We start from the raw sequence: 17,411 nt of genomic DNA, 5'->3' as shown, positions 1-17,411 counted from the left end.
GGGCCGGGGCGCTCTGGCACCGGCGCGGGCGGCCGGTGTCAGTCCTCGGGCGGTGGCCCGGTGCGGCCGAGGCCGCGGCGGACGCGGTGCTCGTGGACGAGGCGGCCGGCGAGGGCGCCCCCGTAGACGACGAAGCCGACGCCGACGAGCCAGGACTGGAGGACGAGCACGGTGCCGAACTGGCCGTACGTCACGGCGTTGGAGGCGATGAGCGGGGAGAACACCAGCTGGGAGAAGACGCGCAGGCCGAGCAGGCCGCAGGCGGTGAGGGCGGCGCCGGGGGCCAGGGCCCGCCAGCGGATGCGGCCGCACAGGAGGAAGCGCTGCGACCACCAGAAGAACGCGAAGGTGCCGGTGAGGTCGCCGAGGGCGACGAGGGCGGTGACGGCGGCGGGGGCGTTCGCGGGGGCGGGGAAGGCGACGAAGAGGAGCAGCGCTGCGATGAGGACGGCGAGCCAGACGACGTGGCGCCACATGGTGTGCCAGCGGGCGGTGGGGAGGTCCCAGACCCGCTCGTACCCGGTCTGGACGGCGGAGCCGAAGGTCACGCCGAAGGCGGCGAGCGCGGCGAGACCGAAGGCGGTGGTGCGCTGGAGGGCCTGTCCCGGACGGCCGAAGAGGCCTTCCACCTCCTCCTGGGACACCTGGGAGACGCCCAGTCCCTGGACGAGCCAGCGGGCGAAGCCCTGCCCGCTGGCCAGGTCGGCGGCGGCGACCACGATGAGCAGGGGGACGAGCGTGAGCAGGCAGAGCGCCGCGAATCCCATGGCGCGGTGCATGAGTTCCATGGCCCGGCCCCGGTTCCAGACGAGGGCCGCGGGCGAGTCGAGGACGCGCTCGTGGAGCCGCCGGAACCGGTGGCTCCCGTGGCCGGACCCGGTGGGGGTGTCGTCGTGCGGTGCGCCGGGGGTGGGGGGCATGTCCGGTGGGGTACCCGGCGGGGCGCCGGGACCGCTCCGGGATGCGGCCGAACGGGTGGCACGGTGCTCCTCCGGGCGCACCGGCCGGCCGGGCCGCCGCAGGCTCACGGGGCCTCGCCCGGACGGCCGGAAGAGTCAGCGGAGGCCGGGGACCGGGAGGGTGCGGGTGCAGCCGTCCGGGGCGGCGTCCGGGACGCCGTGGGCCTGGAGGGCGGCGCTCACCAGCGTGGCGAGCAGGTCGATGTCGGAGCCCGTGTCCAGGCGGACCGTCACCCAGCCGGAGCCGGCCCGCAGGCGCAGCGCGCTCGATCCGAGGAGGGCCGGGCGCAGCTTGGCGATCATGGCGCGGGTGAGATGGACGTCGGCCTCGTGCTCGCCGTGGAAGTGCACGATGTCGTGCGTCGGGGTGCGCAGTCCGAGCTCGGCGCCGCACTGGGCGGGGCTCGGACTCAGCGAGGGCCAGCTCATCAAGCGTTCACTGGCGTGCCGGGCCGTGTTCATACCGAGGAGCGTGCCGGGCCCCGGGGTCCGGCACAAGCGTCCGGGCGAAAGAATCCGGCCGGGGCGGGAATCCGGTGGTCAGCGGGGGCGAAGTGACGTTCCGTCACGACGGTGGGTGGTGCCGGGGTGGCCGTCGGTCACCGGCGCGGGAGGGTGACCGCGCCCGGCTCGCGCGCCGCGGAACGGGTTCGCGGAACGGTTGTGCGGCGGCGCGGGATCTGGTCGAGTGCTCCCTGAGGCTACCGACCAGTAATCTTCGCTCCCCGGGGGACCGCCATGACGACCGGATTCTTCCATTCCGTCGACGATGCCGCCGAACGGCTCGCCGCCACCGGCTATGTGGCGTCACCGGCCGTCGCCACCGCCGTCTTCCTCGCCGACCGGCTGGGCAAGCCCCTGCTCGTCGAGGGCCCCGCAGGGGTGGGCAAGACCGAACTGGCGAAGGCGGTCGCGCGGGTGACGGGTGCCCGGCTCGTACGGCTCCAGTGCTACGAGGGCGTGGACGAGTCCCGGGCCCTGTACGAGTGGAACCACGCCAAGCAGCTGCTGAGGATCACGGCGGGCCGTGGCGAGTCGTGGGACGAGACGCGGTCGGACATCTTCGGCGAGGAGTTCCTGCTCGCCCGGCCGCTGCTCACGGCGACCGCTCCGAGGAACCGGCCGTGCTCCTGATCGACGAGGTGGACAAGGCCGACGTCGAGGTGGAGGGCCTGCTCCTGGAGGTGCTCGGCGACTTCCAGATCACCGTGCCCGAACTGGGTACGATCAAGGCCACCCACCGCCCCTTCGCCGTCCTGACCTCGAACGCGAGCCGCGAGCTGTCGGAGGCGCTGCGCCGCCGCTGCCTGTTCCTGCACATCGGCTTCCCCGAGGAGGAGCTGGAGCGCCGCGTCCTCGCCCTGAAGGTGCCGGGTCTCGACACGGCCCTCGCCGACTCCGTGGTCCGGGTCGCCGGAGCGCTGCGGGCCATGAACCTGCGGAAGGCCCCGTCGGTGGCGGAGACCGTCGACTGGGCGCGCACGCTGCTGGCGCTCGGGGCGGGCCGGCTGGACGAGCGGCTCGTGCGGGACACCCTGGGCGTCCTGCTCAAGCACCAGGAGGACATCGTCAAGGCCGCCGCCGAGCTCGCCCTGGACGTGGTGTGAGGGGCACGGGACGTGCGGACGGGCCGGAGCCTTCGGAAGCGGCGGCGCGGCTCACCGGTCGGGTGGGGGCGCTGCGCGCGCACGGCTTCGGGGTCGGCACCGGCGAGACGGTGGACGCCGGCCTCGCCTTGGAGGCGGTCGGCTTCGCCCACCGGGAGCGGATGCGCGAGGCGCTCGCGGCGACGCTTCTCCACGGGGAGCGGCAGCGGCCGGTCTTCGACCTGTACTTCCCGCTCGGCGACGGAGTGGCGGCGCCGGGCCCCCGGGAGGGGCCCGCCGGCCTCGCGGGGCTGCGGGAGCGGCTGGTCGCGGCCCTCGCCTCCGGGGACGGTGCCGCTCTCCACGGGCTCGCGGCCGAGGCGGTGGGTGCTTTCGGCGGGTACGGCTCCGGCCCGGAGTCGGACGGCTGGTCCTCGTACCGTACGCTCGCCCGGCTGCGCCCCGAGACCCTCCTCGTCCGGGTGCGGGACCGGCTGCGGGACGCGGCGGACGGGCCGGAGTTCACCGACCGCCTCCTGGACGACCGGATCCGGCGCCGGATCGAGGACTTCCGGGAGCGGGTGCGGACCGAGGCGCGGCGGCGGGTGGCCGAGCGGCAGGGCCGGGACCGGGTCGCGCGCCGCGCGGTCGCGGGGACGGCGGACTCGGTGGACTTCCTGCTGGCCGGCCGGGCACAGCTGGACGAGTTGCGGCGTGCGGTGGGTCCGCTGGCCCGGAAGCTGGCCACCCGTCTCGCGGCCCGGCGGCGGCGGGCCGCGCGCGGCGAGATCGATCTGCGCAGGACGCTGCGGCGGTCGCTGTCGACCGGGGGCGTGCCGGTGCGCCCCGTTCCGCGGCGGCGCGCGCCCGGGCGACCGGAGCTGGTGCTGCTGTGCGACGTGTCGGGGTCGGTGGCCGGTTTCGCTCAGTTCACGATGCTGCTCGTGCACGCCCTGCACGAGCAGTTCGCCCGGGTGCGGGTCTTCGCCTTCGTCAACCGGGTGGACGAGGTGACCGGGCTGATCGCGCGTGGCGCGGCCGATCCCGCCGGCCTCGGGGAGCGGATCCTGGCGGAGGCGGAGGTGACGGGGTGGCACGGGCAGAGCGACTACGGGGCGGCGCTCGGCGAGTTCGCCAGGCGGTACGCGCGGGCCGTCGGGCCGCGTTCGGTGGTCTTCGTCCTCGGTGACGCCCGTACCAACGGCGCCGATCCCGACGTGGCGGCGCTGCGGCTGATCGCGGCCCGCGCCCGCCGGGTGTACTGGCTCAATCCGGAGCGGCCGGCCCTCTGGGGCACGGGGGACTCGGCCGCCCCCGCGTACGCCGAGGTCGTCGAGATGCACGCGTGCCCGAACGCGCGCCGGCTGGCCGCGCTGATCGCCCGCCTGACGCCGGTCTGAGCGCCGGGCGCGGCCCCCGGCCGGGGTGCCCGCACCGGTCCCGATTGCGGGCCGCGCGGGCGGGAGAACTACGGTGACCCCCATGGAACTCATCGGAGAGATAGCGGCCGACCGTCCCCTGCTCGTCCTCGCCGTCAAGGAGGAGGCCCAGCACCTGGACACCGACCTTCCGGTGCTGCTGACCGGCATGGGCAAGGTGAACGCGGCGACCGCGCTGGCGACCGTCCTCGCCCGGGGTCCGCGGCCGTCGGGGGTCGTGAACCTGGGGACGGCCGGCGCGCTGCGGCCGGGCTGGACCGGCACCCACGTGGTGGGCACCGTGGTCCAGCACGACCTGGACGGCGCGACGCTCGCCGCGCTGACCGACGGCGGCACGTACGGCCCTCCGATGGCGCTCCCGGACGGGGGCGACGTCGTGCTCGCCACCGGGGACCTGTTCGTCTCGGACGAGGCGGCCCGGGCGCGGCTGGCGGAGCTGGCGCCGCTGGTCGACATGGAGGGGTACGCCCTCGCCGTGGCGGCGGAACGCGCGGGCGTGCCGCTGCGGATCGTCAAGCACGTCAGCGACGACGCGGGCGAGGGCGCCGGGCGCACCTGGCGCGAGTCGGTGGCCGGGTGCGCGCGGGCCCTCGCGGACTGGGCCGGGGCGAACATCCCGTACCGCTCCTGACGCCGGACGGGCCGGTCACCGCGCGGGGCCGTGACCGCGCGTGCCTGTCCGCCCGTAGCTGTCCGTCCGTGCCGTCGCCGGTCAGCCGGACGCGGGCGGGCGGACCACGAGCAGCGCGGCCACGTCGTCGTCGATGTGGTCGGAGCAGTGGGCGACGAGGTCCCGGTGGAGGAGCGTGAGCACCTCCCCGGCCGGTCTGTCCGCCCAGGCGCGCAGCCGGACCTCCAGCGGGTAGAACGCGCCGGCCCGGTCGCGGCACTCGCTGACGCCGTCGGTGTAGAGGAGCAGCCGGTCGCCGGGACCGAAGGGCACCTCCTCCACCCGGTGGACGGTGTCGGCCAGGCCGGCCAGGTTGACCGGCAGGGACGGCTCGGCGAAGGCGACGGGGGTGACGGCCGACCCGTGCTGGAGCAGCGGCGGCGGGTGGCCGCGGCTGAGGAGCCGGACGACGTCGTGGCCCTCGGGGAGTTCCAGGAGGAGGACCGTGGCGAAGCGTTCGGTGGCCTCGGAGGCCGGGTCGAGCGCTCCGTAGCGGGCGAGTCCCTCGTCGAGCCGGTCGGCGAGCTCGGGGAGACCGGGGGCCTCGTCGGCCGCCGCGCGGAAGGCGCCGAGGAGGACGGAGGCGGTCTCGACCGCCCCGAGGCCCTTGCCCTGGACGTCCCCGAGCATGAGGCGCACCCCGCCGGGCACCCGGACGGCCTCGTAGAAGTCGCCGCCGATCCGGGCCTTGGCGGCGGCCGCCACGTACAGCAGGTGCAGCTCCACGGGCCCGAGCCGGGGCGGCAGCGGACGCAGGACGACGCGCTGGACGACCTCGGCGACGGCCGTGACCTCCGCCAGGTCCCGCTCGTACCGGGTGCGGACCCTGCTGACCCAGGCCGCGGCGGCGGTCACCCCCGCCAGCACCGCCTCGGAGGCGAGCAGCTCGGAGGCGAGGCCCTCGCCGCGCTGGACACCGAGCAGGGCGCGCAGGGCCATCGACGCCAGGCCGAAGCCGATCGTCCACGGCATGCTCCAGGTGACGGCGGCGAGCGCGGGCGCGGCGACGAGGAAGCGGTCGAAGCGCTCCCGGTCGGGGGTCAGCAGGTCGACGAGGACGGTGAGGACCAGCACCAGGAGGGGCAGAGCGCGACCGAGGTTGAACTGGGTGCGCGTCGCCGCGCCGTGCGGGCGCCGGTGACGGGCTGTGGACATTCGGTGATCGTACGCAAGGTCGCCGGGCGTCCCGGGGCGTGCGCCGACGCCGGGCGTGTCCCCTGCGGGGCGAGCGGCGCGGGGTCCCGACGGGGCGTGGCGCGGGGCCTCGGCCGGGGGTGGCGCGGGGCGGGCCCGGCCCATCGGGCAGGGGCGGCGGTGACCAGGTCGGTTACACTCGGGGGCAGCGAAGGGGAGTAGCCCTGCGAACCGGTCGTCGACACACTGGAGCCCCCGGGTTCCCGGTGACCGGGTCCGCGTACGACGAGTGCGGCGGACGGGCGAGACCTTCGGCCAGGCAACAGCCGCGTCCGCGTCCGTGCGGGCGTGGTCCGTCATGCCGGGCCGAGTGGTCCTCCCGTCGCCCACCGAGGCGCCGTGCCGGTCCACGGGCCCGGACCGAGCAGAGAGCCCCGGTATGCACCTCGACCCCTTGGCGATCCTCACCGCCTTCGGGCTGATCTTCCTCGCCGAGCTTCCCGACAAGACGATGTTCGCGTCCCTCGCCATGGGCACGCGGATGCGTCCCCTGTACGTCTGGTTCGGCACGTCGACCGCCTTCCTGGCGCACGTCGCCATCGCCGTCGGCGCCGGCAGCCTGCTGGGGCTGCTGCCCGGCTGGACCGTCAAGCTCGTCTCGGCGCTGCTGTTCGGCTTCGGCGCGTACGTCCTGCTGCGCGGCGGGGACGACGACGAGGAGGACGACGCCGGCGGCCGGACGGTCACCGGTTTCTGGCCGGTCTTCTCGACCGCCTTCACGGCCGTGTTCATCAGCGAGTGGGGCGACCTGACGCAGATCACCACGGCGAACCTGGCGGCGACCAACGGCACCTGGTCCACGGCGATCGGCTCCTTCGCCGCCCTCACGAGCGTCTCCGCCCTGGCCCTGGTCGCCGGGCGTTTCATCGCCAAGCGCGTCCCGCTCAAGACCGTGCAGCGGATCGGCGGCGTCTGCATGGCCGGCCTGGCCGTCTGGTCGCTGACGGAGGTCTTCACCGGCTGACCGGATCCCCCGGCCGGCCGGTCCGGCGCGGCGGCGGCCCGCGCGGCGGACGAAGGACGCCTCCCCACCCCGGGGAGGCGTCCTTCGCGCATGCCCTTGAGGAAGGAATGAATCACTGCTTCACTCCTTCCATGCCCTACCGACGCACCCCCGCCGTCCAGGCCCGGCTGGACGCCCAGCGCGCCGCCGTGGTCGACGCGGCGCTCGGGCTGCTGGCGGAGCACGGCTACGCCGGCTGCACCATGGCGGCCGTCGCCGCCCGGGCGGGGATCGCCACCGGCAGCGTGTACCGCCACTTCGACGGCAAGTCCGCACTCGCCGTCGAACTCTTCAGGACCGTCGTACGCCGGGAGGTCACCGCGGTCTCCACGGCGGCCGCGCACCCGGGGCACGCCTCGGCCGCCGAACGGGTGGTGGCCGTGATCGAGACCTTCGCGCAGCGCGCCCTCAAGTCGCCCCGCCTCGCCTACGCCCTGCTCGCGGAGCCGGTCGACCCGGCCGTGGACGCCGAGCGGCTGGTCTTCCGGCGCGCCTTCCGCGACGTGTTCGCCGCCCACGTGCGCGACGGCGTGCGCAGGGGCGAGCTGCCCCCGCAGGACCCGGTCCTCACGGCCTCGGCGCTCGTGGGCGCCGGCGCAGAGGCGCTCGTCGGCCCGCTGGCGGAGGGGTCCGTCGGGCCGGGCACCGTACCCGCACTCGTCACCTTCACCCTGCGAGCACTGGGAGTTCCCGATGCCGACCACGCATGAGGTCACCAACCAGGTACCGCCCCTGACCGGTTACGACGTCTCCGCCGACCCCGCGCTCCTGGAGGCGCTGCGCCGGGAGGGCGCCGGCTGGGCCGAGCCCGAGGTGCGCGAGCTGGGGGTGCGGGCGGGCGGGGCCGAGGCCCAGGAGTGGGGGCGGCTCGCGGAGCGCCACTCCCCCGTCCTGCACACCCACGACCGGTACGGCCACCGGATCGACGAGGTCGAGTTCCACCCGTACTGGCACGAGCTGATGGGCGTCGCCGTACGCCACGGGCTGCACGGCGCCCCCTGGCGCGACGACCGGCCGGGCGCGCACGTGGCGCGTGCCGCGAAGGTGTTCGTGTGGGGGCAGGCGGACGCCGGGCACCTGTGCCCGGTCTCGATGACGTACGCCGCCGTCCCGGCGCTGCGCGTCCAGCCCGAGCTGGCCGAGGTGTACGAGCCGCTGCTCTCCTCCCCCGTGTACGAGTTCGGTCTGCGGGTGCCGACGGAGAAGCGCGGGATCATCGCCGGGATGTCGATGACCGAGAAGCAGGGCGGTTCGGACGTCCGGGCGAACACCACGCGGGCCGTCCCCACGGGCGAGCCCGGCCTGTACGCGCTGACCGGGCACAAGTGGTTCACCTCCGCCCCCATGTCGGACGTCTTCCTGACCCTCGCGCAGGCGCCCGGCGGGCTCTCCTGCTTCCTGGTGCCGCGCGTCCTGCCGGACGGCGGCCGCAACGCGATCCGCCTCCAGCGGCTCAAGGACAAGCTGGGGAACCGGTCGAACGCCTCCTCCGAGATCGAGTACGAGGGCGCCCTCGGCCGGCTCGTCGGGGAGGAGGGGCGCGGGGTCGCCACCATCATCCGCATGGTGAACATGACGCGCCTCGACTGCGCCGTCAGCTCCGCCTCCGGGATGCGGTACGGCCTGGTGCAGGCGGCGCACCACGCCACGCACCGCCGTGCCTTCGGGGCCCGCCTCGCCGACCGGCCGCTGATGCGGAACGTCCTCGCGGACCTGGCCGTGGAGGCCGAGGCGGCCACGGTCGCCGCGCTGCGGCTGGCCGGGGCGGTGGACCGGGCGGCACGCGGCGACGCGGAGGAGGAGCAGCTGCGGCGGCTCGGCCTCGCGGTCACCAAGTACTGGGTGTGCAAGCGGGCTCCCGCGCACGCGGCGGAGGCGCTGGAGTGTCTGGGCGGCAACGGCTACGTCGAGGACTCGGGGCTGCCGCGGCTGTACCGGGAGTCGCCGCTGCCGTCCATCTGGGAGGGGTCGGGGAACGTGGCCGCGCTCGACGTGCTGCGGGCGATGGGCCGGCAGCCGCAGGCCGTCGAGGCGTTCTTCGCGGAGACGGAGCGGGCCGCGGGCGCGGACCGGCGCCTGGACGCGGCCGTGGCGGGGCTCCGCAAGGACCTGGCGGGGCTCGGTGACCCGGCCTCGGTGGAGTTCGGCGCGCGGCGGCTCGTGGAGCGGATGGCGCTGGTGTTCCAGGGCTCGCTGCTGGTGCGGCACGGGCATCCGGCGGTGGCGGACGCGTTCTGCGCCTCGCGGCTCGACGGTGACCGGGGGCTGGCCTTCGGCACCCTGCCGGGCGGGGTGGACACGGCGGCGATCCTCGCGCGGAGCCTGCCGGACGCGGAGACCGGCCCGGGGGCCGGTACCGCCGCCTGACCGGGTGATCGCCGCCCCGGCGGGCGGGTACGGCTCCGGCCGCGCCCGCCCGCGCGTCGGCGCCCGTACCGCCCGCTCCCCCGGGCGCGGATGCCGGGGCTCGGTGGGCGTGGCCGTCCGGCACCGGAGGCGGCCGGGCGCGGTCCGGGGGGCGAGGCCGGGGGCCGGCGGGGCGGCCGGCGGTACGGAGGAGGCGGCCCAGGGCGCGGGCGGGGCGGGGGACCGGGTCCACGGGGGTGGCCGGCGCGGGCGGGGCCGTGGTGGCGTCCGTGGGGGTGGGCGGGGACGGGCCCCGCCCGTCGGCACGCGCCGAGTTGCGCCGTGCGCGCCGCACGAGAGGCTGGGGGTAGCCGCCCGGTCACCTCGGAGCGGCGGATGCCGTAGGGAGAGACATGAACCTGGACCTCAGCGCCCTCGCCGACGAGCACCTGGCCGCGGCCCGCACCGCGGAGCACGGCCGCAGCGCCCACCTGGTGGTGCACGACGGCGTGCTCCGGCAGACGGTGATCGCCCTGACCTCGGGCACCGCCCTGGACGAGCACAACGCGCCGCCCGCCGCGAGCCTCCAGGTGCTGCGGGGCCGGGTGCGGCTGACGGCGGCGGAGAGGTCGGCGGACATGTCGGCCGGCGAGCTGCGGATGATCCCCAAGGAGCGGCACGGGCTGACCGCGCTGGAGGACGCGGTGGTCCTCCTGACGGCCGTCAACGACTGACCGGTCCCCGGTGGCGCGGGACGCCAGGTGACGGACCGCCACACCGCGCGGGGCGGGTTGTGGCGTCCGGGGCCATGGAGCGGGGCGGGCGCCGGTCGTAGCCTCCCGGCCGATCCTTCGTCAGGAACGAGCCACCGGGAGTCCGTATGCGTTCCTTCCCCTTGCCCCGCCCGCGCGGGCGGAGCCGTCTCGCGGCGCTGCTGCTGTGCGTGGCGGCCGTCCTCGCGCCGTCCGCCGGGACCGCGGGGGCCGCCGCTCCCCCGCCGGTGCCCGGCACCCTGCGGGCGTACGACGTCGGCGCCGTGTTCAGCGCGGGCGTGTCGTCCGGCGGCTACATGGCCACCCAGTTGCACGTGGCGTACTCCGGTACGTTCGAGGGCTCGGCCTCCTTCGCCTCGGGGCCGTACGACTGCGCGCGCGGCTCGCTGGCCACGGCGCTCAACGCCTGCATGGACACCACGCAGCCGCTGGACCCCGCCGCGCTGGAGCGGCTGACGCGGGAACGCTCGGCGCAGGGGCTGATCGATCCGGTGGAGCAGCTGGCCGGAGACCCGGTGTACGTGTTCGGCGGTGCGAACGACACGACGGTGAAGCCGCCGGTGGTGAACGCCCTGGTCGACCACTTCGGGCGGTTCGGTGCCCGCGTGCGCCAGGACCGGTCCTCGGCGGCCGGGCACGCGTGGGTCACGCCGCTCGGCCCCAACGCGTGCGCGGTGACGGCCAGTCCGTACCTCAACGACTGCGGGATCGACGCGCCGGGCGCGCTGCTCGGGCATCTGCTCGGTCCGGTGGCCGCGCCGGGGTCGGGGACGGGCGGTTCGCTGATCCGGTTCGACCAGAACGCGTACGCCCCCGGGGGTTCGGCGGCGGCCCTGTCCATGGGCGCGGACGGGTTCGCGTACGTGCCGGCGTCCTGCGCGGCCGGGGCCCGCTGCCGGCTGCTGGTCGCGCTGCACGGCTGCAAGCAGGGGTACGCGTACCAGGGGTTCGGGACGCGGTTCGTGGAGGGCGCCCACCTCAACGAGTACGCCGACACCAACGACCTGATCGTGCTCTACCCGCAGGCGGCGCCGACCGCGACCCTGGAGAACCCCAACGGGTGCTGGAACTGGTGGGGTTACCTCGGTGACCGGGCGTACGCGCGGCACGGCGGGAAGCAGATCGAGGCGGTGATGGCGATGGTGCGGGCGCTGCGCGGCGAGGGCACGCCGCCGCCCGCGCCGGGACGGGCCGTACTGTCCAGCGCGGACGCCGAGGACGGGTACGTGAAGGCGGCGGCCGACGGGTCGGGCGCGGCGGTCGGCACGCTGGAGGACACGTACGGGCTCGCGGTCGGGCGGGGTGCGGACGGCCGCGTGAACCGGTCGGTGGTGTCCTTCGACACCTCCCGGATCCCGGCGGGTGCGGAGGTCACCCGGGCCTGGCTGACACTGGCGCGCAGCGGTGGCGCGGGCGACCCGTGGACCTCACCGGCGGGGAACCGGCTGCTGGTGGACGTCCGGTCGGGCTGCTTCGGCGGCTGCGCTCTCGAGGCCACGGACTGGTCGGCGGCGGCGACGGTCGCGGGCGGGGCGGAGGTGCCGGCCTTCTTCTCGGGCGGCGCGGTGTCGTCGGAGCTGTCGGCGGCGGCGCTCGCGGCGCTGAACCGGGGCGGGACCACGCAGATGCGGCTCGGGTTCGCGGCGGCCCCGGCCGGGACGGCGTACCTCTTCGTGAACCGGGACGCGCCGGTGACGCTGACGGTGGAGTACCGGACGGCCGGGTGAGGAGCCGGGGGCTCAGCGGGCGGTCCGGTCCCATTCGAGGGTGACGCGGAGGCTGGCCTGGGCACCGCCCTGGACGACGAGCGCGGTGAGACGGCCGGCGTCCAGGCAGAGCTGGCAGCCGAACTCGACGGTGGCCCGGTCCGGGGCCGCCCGGTCGAGGGCCTGTCCGATCTGTTGCGCGAAGGCGGAGAGGGCCTCGGTGACGGCGGAGAGGTCGGGCAGCCGGCCGCCGAACCCTTCGAGGCCCTCGTCGGGGGCGAGGCGCCGCGCCTCCACCCGGAGCGTGGCGCCGCCCGCGCCGACCTCGACCTCGGTGACGTCCGGCACGGCTGCTCCTCGGGTCGGGGGTCGGTGGAGGGTCTGTTCAGCGCGGTGGCGGCGGGAGTTCCTCGCCGGTCTCCAGGAGCGACTTCAGGCTGGAGATCAGGGCCGGCCAGCCCTCGCCGATCAGTTCGCGGATCGTGCCGCCCGGCTCCAGGTCGTCGTGGGTGACGGTGAGCCGGACCATGTCTCCCGCGGGTTCGAGGGCGAAGGTGACCTTGGAGCGGCGTTCCGCCGCGAGCCGCGCGTACACCTCGTCACCGATGCCGACCGCTTCGGCCCAGGCGGGCGTGATGGTGTGCCAGGTGTACGAGAGAAGGCGGCCGGGCACGGCCTCGAGGACCATCTGCTCGGGGTCGGAGGTCCGCCGGCCGCCCTCGTCCCAGACCATGGCGGCGCCCGGCGTCCACTCCGTCTCGAAGGCCACGCCCCAGTACCGGCGGGTGAGCTCGGGGTCGGTGAGGGCCTTCCAGAGGTCGTCGGGCGTGGTCCGGATGTAAGTGGTGTAGACGAAGGCGTCGCTGTCCATCGTGCCGTTCCTCCGGGTCTGCCCCCGCGCGGTCTGCCCTCTCCTCCCTCCTCCACAGTAGGCGGGCCCCGTCGGACGCTGCCAGCGAAGCGCCCCCGCCCGGGGGGCTGCCGTCGTCCCCGGTCCCCGGCGTGGTGCGTCCGTTGAATAGGTGCGGAGGAAAATATTCAACGGCTGCTAGCGTGTCGGAATGTCCCTCAAGCACGCCGTTCTCGCCGCTCTCCTGGAGGGCGAGGCATCCGGGTACGACCTGGCCAAGATCTTCGACGTGTCCGTCGCCAACTTCTGGGCGTCGACCCCGCAGCAGCTCTACCGCGAGCTGGACCGGCTCTCCGAGGCGGGGCTCATCACGGCTCGGGTGGTCGAACAGGAACGGCGTCCCAACAAGCGGATGTTCAGCCTCACGGAGGCCGGGCGCGCGGACCTGTACGCGTACACGACGACGGCACCGCGTCCCACCGCCGTCCGTGACGAGCTGATGGTGCAGGTCCAGGCGTGCGACAGCGGGGACACGGAGGCGGTCCGGGGCTTCGTGGCGGAACGGATGGAGACCGCGCGGGGCAAGCTGGCGCGGTACGAGCGGCTGCGGGAGTGGCTGCTGGACGGCCGGGACGAGGAGACGTACCTGCGGGAGGCGGAGCGGGTCGGGCCGTATCTGACGCTCCTGCGCGGCCGGCTCCTGGAGGAGGAGAACCTGCGGTGGGGCGAGCGGGTGCTCGCCGTCCTGGACGCCCGGGCGGGCGCCCCGGCCGGGGTCCCCACGGAACGTACTCTGCGGTAACGTCTCCGGCCGGTCACCGGAGTCACCGGTGCGCGGTGGGCACGGATCGGGGACGGACTTCATGAACATCGGCGATCTCGTCGAGGACTTCACTCTGCCGGACGAGACGGGGACGCCCCGTTCCCTGACGGGGCTGCTGGCCGGCGGGCCGGTCGTCCTCTTCTTCTATCCGGCGGCGCTCACTCCGGGCTGCACCGCCGAGGCCTGTCACTTCCGTGACCTGGCGGCCGAGTTCCGCGCGGTGGGGGCGCGACCGGTCGGCGTGAGCGCCGACGAGGTGGACCGGCAGCGGGAGTTCGCCGAGCGGCACTCGCTCGGATTCCCCCTGCTCTCCGATCCGGACGGCGCCCTCCGCGCCCGGTTCGGGGTGAAGCGCGGATTCTCGCTCGTCCCGACGAAGCGGGTGACCTTCGTGATCGGTCAGGACCGGCGGGTGCGGGAGGTCGTCCGCAGCGAGCTGCGGATGAGCGCACACGCCGACCGGGCGCTCGCCGCGCTGCGCCGCCCCTGACCCGCCCCCAAATAAGTATCCGGAAAGCGTATTTGGTACGGTCGGCCGCGTGAGGCTGACCAAATTCACCGACCTGGCGCTGCGTGCCGTGATGCGCCTGGCGGTCACCGGGCCCGAGGAGTCCCTCACCACGCGCGCGGTGGCGGAGGCGATGGACGTCCCGCACGCCCACATGGCGAAGGTGGTCACGCGTCTTCAGCATCTGGGGGTGGTGGAGGCCCGGCGCGGGCGGGGCGGCGGCCTGCTGCTGACCGAGTTCGGCCGGCGCTCGTCGGTGGGCTGGCTCACCCGCACCCTGGAGGGCGAGGAGGAGGTCGTGGCCTGCGAGGCCGATCCGCCGTGCCCGCTGCGCGCGGCCTGCCGGCTGCGGGGGGCGTTGCGCGAGGCGCAGGAGGCGTTCCACCGGACGCTCGACCCGCTGACGGTGGCGGACCTCGTGGATTCCCCGACGGGGCCTCTCCTCCTCTCTCTCACCGGCCGCCCCCTTCTCTGAGAACCCGCCCAACGCGCCTTCCGCGTGCCACGCCTTCACGTGCCACGCCTTCACGTGCCACGCCTTAAAACACGTAGATCATTTACCGAATAGGAAGTGTCCGATGCTGTCCGAGCAGGCCGTTCCGGTCGTCCGCGCCACACTGCCCGCCGTCGGCGGGGCGCTCGACCGGATCACCGAGCGGTTCTACGCGCGCCTCTTCGACGCCCACCCCGAACTGCTGCGGGATCTCTTCAACCGGGGCAACCAGGCCAACGGCGAACAGCGCCGCGCCCTCGCCGGCTCCCTCGCCGCCTTCGCCGTGGCGCTGCTCGACCGGCCCGACGCGCGCCCCGACGCGCTGGTGAACCGCATCGCGCACAAGCACGCCTCGCTCGGCGTCACCTCGGAGCAGTACAAGACCGTCCACGAGCACCTCTTCGCCGCGATCACCGAGGTCCTCGGCGACGCCGTCACCCCGGAGGTGGCCCGCGCGTGGGACGAGGTGTACTGGCTGATGGCCAACGCGCTCATCGCCGTGGAGAGCCGGCTGTACCAGGAGGCGGGAACCGCCGAGGGCGAGGTGTGGCGCACGCTGCGAATCGCCGCGCGCCGTGAGGAGACCCACGACACCGTCTCCTTCCTCCTGGAGCGGCCCGACGGCTCGGCCCCGGGGGCCTTCCGGCCGGGGCAGTACGTCGGTGTGCGGGTGCTCCTGCCCGACGGTGCCCGGCAGACACGGCAGTACAGCCTCTCCTCGGCGCCCGGTCTGCCGCACTGGCGGATCACGGTGAAGCGGGCCGACGGCGACCCGGCGGGGGAGGTCTCCTCGTGGCTACTCGCCCACACGCGGGCGGGCGAGTTTCTGGAGGTGTCGGTTCCGTTCGGGGATCTTGTCCTTCCGGAGGGCGACGGCCCCCTGCTGCTCGCCTCCGCCGGCATCGGCAGCACCCCCTTCCTCGCGATGCTCGGCCGGCTCGCGGCCACGGGGTCGACCCGGCGGGTCGTGGTCGTGCACGCGGACCGCTCCCCCGCGGCGCACGCGCACGCCGGCGAACTGCGCCGCCACGTCGACGCGCTCCCGCACGGCTCGCTGCACCTCTGGTACGAGGAGCCGGGCGGGACGGAGGCCCGCGCGGGCCGCGCCGATGTGCGGGCGCTGGACCTTCCGGAGGGGCTCACCGCCTACCTGTGCGGACCGCTGCCCTTCATGCGCGCGGTCCGCGGCGACCTGCTGGCGCTCGGCACGGACCCGGCCGACGTGCACTACGAGGTCTTCGGCCCGGACCTGTGGCTGGGCGCGGAAGGCTGACGGCAGAAGCCGGTGCGGGTGTCAGCCCTCGTCGTCCTGGGCGGTGTAGACGTCCTTGACCTTGACCTCGGTGACGCCCCGGCCCTCCGGGAAGACCCGCCGCCAGTCCCCGATGACGTGCAGCTCGTCGGTACCCATGGCCCGCACCACGGTCAGGCCCGACTCGTAGGCCTTGTAGGCCTTCGTCCAGAGGTTGGCGAAGGCCTGAGACCTGATGATGTGCATCCAGTCCGGCCGGTACAGCTCCCGGTTGTAGTTCGACTCGCCCATGGTGGCGACGAACTTGGAGTACATCGCCTTCACGTATTCGAGGGTGATCTCGTCCCCGGCCTCCAGGGCCTCGGCCCGGGCCTCGCGCAGCGTGGTGCGGAACTTCTCCAGCAGGTTCTCGGTCGAGCCCGAGGTGAAGGACTCGTGGATGACGGGCGGTTCGCACAACCCGTACGCGGGCGAGGAGAGCCGCAGGAGCAGCCGGAGGGTCGGCTCGGTGACCCAGAGCGGTCCCGGTTCGTCGCGGGAGCCGAGGGGGTTGGGCAGCTCGTGCTCGTGGTGCCACTCGGGCGGGGTGACGAGATGGACGCCCGCACGGCGCCGGTCGTGGGTACCGCCGGTGTGGTGTTCCAGCGCGCCGAGCGGCAGATGGGTCTTGAGGGCGCTGAGATAGGCGCCGTTGATGTCGAGGGCCGTGATCTCCTGCGGCCCGGGGGGCAGGGCGGGGCGCGTCCACTTGGGCCGCGCCTCCCAGATCTCGTCCGCCCCGCGCGAGGTCTTCTTGCGGAGGATGCCGGGGAGCGGCGGGTGGGCGACGATCTCGTAGCGCGCGCCGGTGCGGCACTGGTCGAGCAGGGCCATGGCGTCCGGGATGGCGGTCCGTACGAGGTCGGCGGTGGCGGCCTCGGTGTCGCCGCCGTGGCGCTCCAGCGCGGCACGGACGGAGTCCTGGAGGGTGCCGAGCGGGGTGGGCGCCGGCTCCTGGAACGCGCGCCTGCTCGGCGTCCGGCCGGTCGCCTTCCCCGCCCGGGGGGCGGGCGCGGTCGTGGCGGCCCCGGCGGACGCGGCCGGGGTACGGCGCGGTGCCGGCCGGGCGGGGCGCGCCGCCGCGGCGCCGGACCGCGGTCCGGCGGGGCGCTCGGTGGCCGGGGCGGGGACGGCGCGGGGGCCCGACGCGGCCTCGCAGTCGGCGGGGTCGAGGTGCTGGGCGAAGCCGGCGACCTCGTGGTGGGCGGGGTGTCCGCACAGGACGCACGGGCGGGGCTCGGCGAGCCGGTCGCCGTCGTCCGCCGCGAGCGCCCCTGCCGGAGCGGGCTCTCCCGCCGGTGCGGGATCCCGGTCCTGGGCGGGCGGGGCGACGGCCGGTGCGGTGGGCGCGTCCAGCTTGGCGCGGAGGCCGTCGAGCAGATAGGCGTAACGGCTGCGGGTCTCCCCTGAGGGTTCGCGGCCCGCCTCCCAGCCGGCGAGGGTGGTGGGGCTGACACCGAGGGCGCGCGCCACCTGGGCCTTGGACAGCCGGGCGCTCTCCCTGAGCCGGACCCGCTCCTCGGGGGCGGGCAGTTCCGCCTCGGGGGCGACTGCCGCGAGAAGTGCGTCGACCGCGTCGAAGTCCGTCACTGCCGCCCTGCCTCCACAACCCGCTGCACGCCGCCACCCTACCCAATGCCCCGTCCCGTGAGGGGTCGCGCCGGGGCATGCGGGGAGGGGTGGCGGGACGGATCGGGGGAGGTCGGCGGCCGGGGGGGGGCGGGGGGGGCGGGGGGGCGGCCGAGGCGCGCCGGCGGCGGCGGCGGCAGG

At 75.3% G+C, this 17,411-nt stretch carries 17 protein-coding genes and 1 pseudogene; 12 read left to right on the top strand and 6 right to left on the bottom strand.

Going from position 1 to position 17,411, the window contains the following annotated elements:
- Window positions 1–38: 38 nt before the first annotated feature.
- Complete coding sequence (locus tag ABTY40_RS15525) at window positions 39–920, bottom strand: YhjD/YihY/BrkB family envelope integrity protein (protein WP_352059955.1); 882 nt, start codon at window positions 918–920, stop codon at window positions 39–41.
- 135 nt (window positions 921–1,055) lie between these two features.
- Complete coding sequence (locus ABTY40_RS15520; RefSeq protein ID WP_352059954.1) at window positions 1,056–1,421, bottom strand: luciferase domain-containing protein; 366 nt, start codon at window positions 1,419–1,421, stop codon at window positions 1,056–1,058.
- A gap of 276 nt (window positions 1,422–1,697) precedes the next feature.
- Here ABTY40_RS15520 and ABTY40_RS15515 point away from each other — a divergent pair.
- From ABTY40_RS15515 to ABTY40_RS15505, 3 genes and pseudogenes are all read left to right on the top strand, one after another.
- Window positions 1,698–2,566, top strand: a pseudogene (locus ABTY40_RS15515) (AAA family ATPase).
- A gap of 62 nt (window positions 2,567–2,628) precedes the next feature.
- Window positions 2,629–3,945, top strand: coding sequence for a VWA domain-containing protein (locus ABTY40_RS15510; RefSeq protein WP_352059953.1), 1,317 nt, complete (start codon window positions 2,629–2,631; stop codon window positions 3,943–3,945).
- An 82-nt stretch (window positions 3,946–4,027) separates the two neighbouring features.
- Window positions 4,028–4,615, top strand: coding sequence for a nucleosidase (locus ABTY40_RS15505; RefSeq protein WP_352059952.1), 588 nt, complete (start codon window positions 4,028–4,030; stop codon window positions 4,613–4,615).
- An 81-nt stretch (window positions 4,616–4,696) separates the two neighbouring features.
- Here ABTY40_RS15505 and ABTY40_RS15500 read toward each other — a convergent pair whose 3' ends face one another.
- Window positions 4,697–5,809 carry a PP2C family protein-serine/threonine phosphatase gene (locus tag ABTY40_RS15500; RefSeq protein WP_352059951.1) on the bottom strand — a complete coding sequence of 371 codons (1,113 nt, stop codon included), beginning with the start codon at window positions 5,807–5,809 and terminating at the stop codon, window positions 4,697–4,699.
- Window positions 5,810–6,227: 418 nt separating this feature from the next.
- Here ABTY40_RS15500 and ABTY40_RS15495 point away from each other — a divergent pair, with 418 nt between their 5' ends.
- The 5 genes from ABTY40_RS15495 to ABTY40_RS15475 all read left to right on the top strand — a co-directional run bounded on the left by ABTY40_RS15495 (window position 6,228) and on the right by ABTY40_RS15475 (window position 11,697).
- Window positions 6,228–6,812 carry a TMEM165/GDT1 family protein gene (locus tag ABTY40_RS15495; RefSeq protein ID WP_352059950.1) on the top strand — a complete coding sequence of 195 codons (585 nt, stop codon included), beginning with the start codon at window positions 6,228–6,230 and terminating at the stop codon, window positions 6,810–6,812.
- Between the two features lie 131 nt (window positions 6,813–6,943).
- Window positions 6,944–7,561, top strand: coding sequence for a TetR/AcrR family transcriptional regulator (locus ABTY40_RS15490; RefSeq protein ID WP_352059949.1), 618 nt, complete (start codon window positions 6,944–6,946; stop codon window positions 7,559–7,561).
- Window positions 7,545–9,218: an acyl-CoA dehydrogenase family protein gene (locus ABTY40_RS15485; RefSeq protein ID WP_352059948.1), complete on the top strand. Its 1,674-nt coding sequence runs from the start codon at window positions 7,545–7,547 to the stop codon at window positions 9,216–9,218. Before ABTY40_RS15490 ends, ABTY40_RS15485 begins: the two co-directional genes overlap by 17 nt.
- A gap of 392 nt (window positions 9,219–9,610) precedes the next feature.
- On the top strand, window positions 9,611–9,931 hold the full coding sequence (locus ABTY40_RS15480) for a cupin domain-containing protein (protein ID WP_309058172.1): 321 nt from the start codon (window positions 9,611–9,613) through the stop codon (window positions 9,929–9,931).
- Window positions 9,932–10,077: 146 nt separating this feature from the next.
- On the top strand, window positions 10,078–11,697 hold the full coding sequence (locus ABTY40_RS15475; RefSeq protein ID WP_352059947.1) for an extracellular catalytic domain type 2 short-chain-length polyhydroxyalkanoate depolymerase: 1,620 nt from the start codon (window positions 10,078–10,080) through the stop codon (window positions 11,695–11,697).
- Between the two features lie 12 nt (window positions 11,698–11,709).
- Here the strand turns inward: ABTY40_RS15475 and ABTY40_RS15470 are convergent, their stop codons facing one another.
- Both ABTY40_RS15470 and ABTY40_RS15465 read right to left on the bottom strand, forming a co-directional pair.
- Window positions 11,710–12,024, bottom strand: a complete 315-nt coding sequence (locus tag ABTY40_RS15470) for a CU044_2847 family protein (protein WP_345277832.1) — start codon at window positions 12,022–12,024, stop codon at window positions 11,710–11,712.
- 37 nt (window positions 12,025–12,061) lie between these two features.
- A complete protein-coding gene (locus ABTY40_RS15465) occupies window positions 12,062–12,547 on the bottom strand; it encodes an SRPBCC family protein (protein ID WP_352059946.1) in 486 nt (161 codons plus the stop codon).
- 190 nt (window positions 12,548–12,737) lie between these two features.
- Here ABTY40_RS15465 and ABTY40_RS15460 point away from each other — a divergent pair, with 190 nt between their 5' ends.
- The 4 genes from ABTY40_RS15460 to ABTY40_RS15445 all read left to right on the top strand — a co-directional run bounded on the left by ABTY40_RS15460 (window position 12,738) and on the right by ABTY40_RS15445 (window position 15,623).
- Window positions 12,738–13,328, top strand: coding sequence for a PadR family transcriptional regulator (locus tag ABTY40_RS15460; protein ID WP_345277828.1), 591 nt, complete (start codon window positions 12,738–12,740; stop codon window positions 13,326–13,328).
- Window positions 13,329–13,389: 61 nt separating this feature from the next.
- A complete protein-coding gene (locus ABTY40_RS15455) occupies window positions 13,390–13,839 on the top strand; it encodes a peroxiredoxin (RefSeq protein WP_352059945.1) in 450 nt (149 codons plus the stop codon).
- Between the two features lie 49 nt (window positions 13,840–13,888).
- Window positions 13,889–14,332: an RrF2 family transcriptional regulator gene (locus ABTY40_RS15450; protein ID WP_352059944.1), complete on the top strand. Its 444-nt coding sequence runs from the start codon at window positions 13,889–13,891 to the stop codon at window positions 14,330–14,332.
- A 103-nt stretch (window positions 14,333–14,435) separates the two neighbouring features.
- Window positions 14,436–15,623 (top strand): globin domain-containing protein, encoded by a 1,188-nt coding sequence (locus ABTY40_RS15445; protein WP_352059943.1) that lies wholly within the window; start codon window positions 14,436–14,438, stop codon window positions 15,621–15,623.
- Between the two features lie 21 nt (window positions 15,624–15,644).
- Here ABTY40_RS15445 and ABTY40_RS15440 read toward each other — a convergent pair whose 3' ends face one another.
- Window positions 15,645–17,231 carry a helix-turn-helix domain-containing protein gene (locus ABTY40_RS15440; protein WP_352059942.1) on the bottom strand — a complete coding sequence of 529 codons (1,587 nt, stop codon included), beginning with the start codon at window positions 17,229–17,231 and terminating at the stop codon, window positions 15,645–15,647.
- Between the last annotated feature and the right edge of the window lie 180 nt (window positions 17,232–17,411).

The sequence above is a fragment of the Streptomyces sp. NPDC126503 genome (assembly GCF_040302405.1).
GTDB classification, from domain to species: domain Bacteria; phylum Actinomycetota; class Actinomycetes; order Streptomycetales; family Streptomycetaceae; genus Streptomyces; species Streptomyces gulbargensis.
Note: the sequence above shows the minus strand (reverse complement) of the source record. Positions and strands in the feature narration are given on the sequence as shown.

Excerpts from the sequence above, each read along its gene's own strand:
- ABTY40_RS15520 (WP_352059954.1), bottom strand. The coding sequence starts at position 1,421 with ATGAACACGGCCCGGCACGCCAGTGAACGCTTGATGAGCTGGCCCTCG.
- ABTY40_RS15490 (WP_352059949.1), top strand. The coding sequence starts at position 6,944 with ATGCCCTACCGACGCACCCCCGCCGTCCAGGCCCGGCTGGACGCCCAG.
- ABTY40_RS15475 (WP_352059947.1), top strand. The coding sequence starts at position 10,078 with ATGCGTTCCTTCCCCTTGCCCCGCCCGCGCGGGCGGAGCCGTCTCGCG.
- ABTY40_RS15525 (WP_352059955.1), bottom strand. The coding sequence starts at position 920 with ATGCCCCCCACCCCCGGCGCACCGCACGACGACACCCCCACCGGGTCC.
- ABTY40_RS15495 (WP_352059950.1), top strand. The coding sequence starts at position 6,228 with ATGCACCTCGACCCCTTGGCGATCCTCACCGCCTTCGGGCTGATCTTC.
- ABTY40_RS15485 (WP_352059948.1), top strand. The coding sequence starts at position 7,545 with ATGCCGACCACGCATGAGGTCACCAACCAGGTACCGCCCCTGACCGGT.
- ABTY40_RS15445 (WP_352059943.1), top strand. The coding sequence starts at position 14,436 with ATGCTGTCCGAGCAGGCCGTTCCGGTCGTCCGCGCCACACTGCCCGCC.
- ABTY40_RS15455 (WP_352059945.1), top strand. The coding sequence starts at position 13,390 with ATGAACATCGGCGATCTCGTCGAGGACTTCACTCTGCCGGACGAGACG.
- ABTY40_RS15505 (WP_352059952.1), top strand. The coding sequence starts at position 4,028 with ATGGAACTCATCGGAGAGATAGCGGCCGACCGTCCCCTGCTCGTCCTC.
- ABTY40_RS15500 (WP_352059951.1), bottom strand. The coding sequence starts at position 5,809 with ATGTCCACAGCCCGTCACCGGCGCCCGCACGGCGCGGCGACGCGCACC.
- ABTY40_RS15480 (WP_309058172.1), top strand. The coding sequence starts at position 9,611 with ATGAACCTGGACCTCAGCGCCCTCGCCGACGAGCACCTGGCCGCGGCC.
- ABTY40_RS15465 (WP_352059946.1), bottom strand. The coding sequence starts at position 12,547 with ATGGACAGCGACGCCTTCGTCTACACCACTTACATCCGGACCACGCCC.
- ABTY40_RS15460 (WP_345277828.1), top strand. The coding sequence starts at position 12,738 with ATGTCCCTCAAGCACGCCGTTCTCGCCGCTCTCCTGGAGGGCGAGGCA.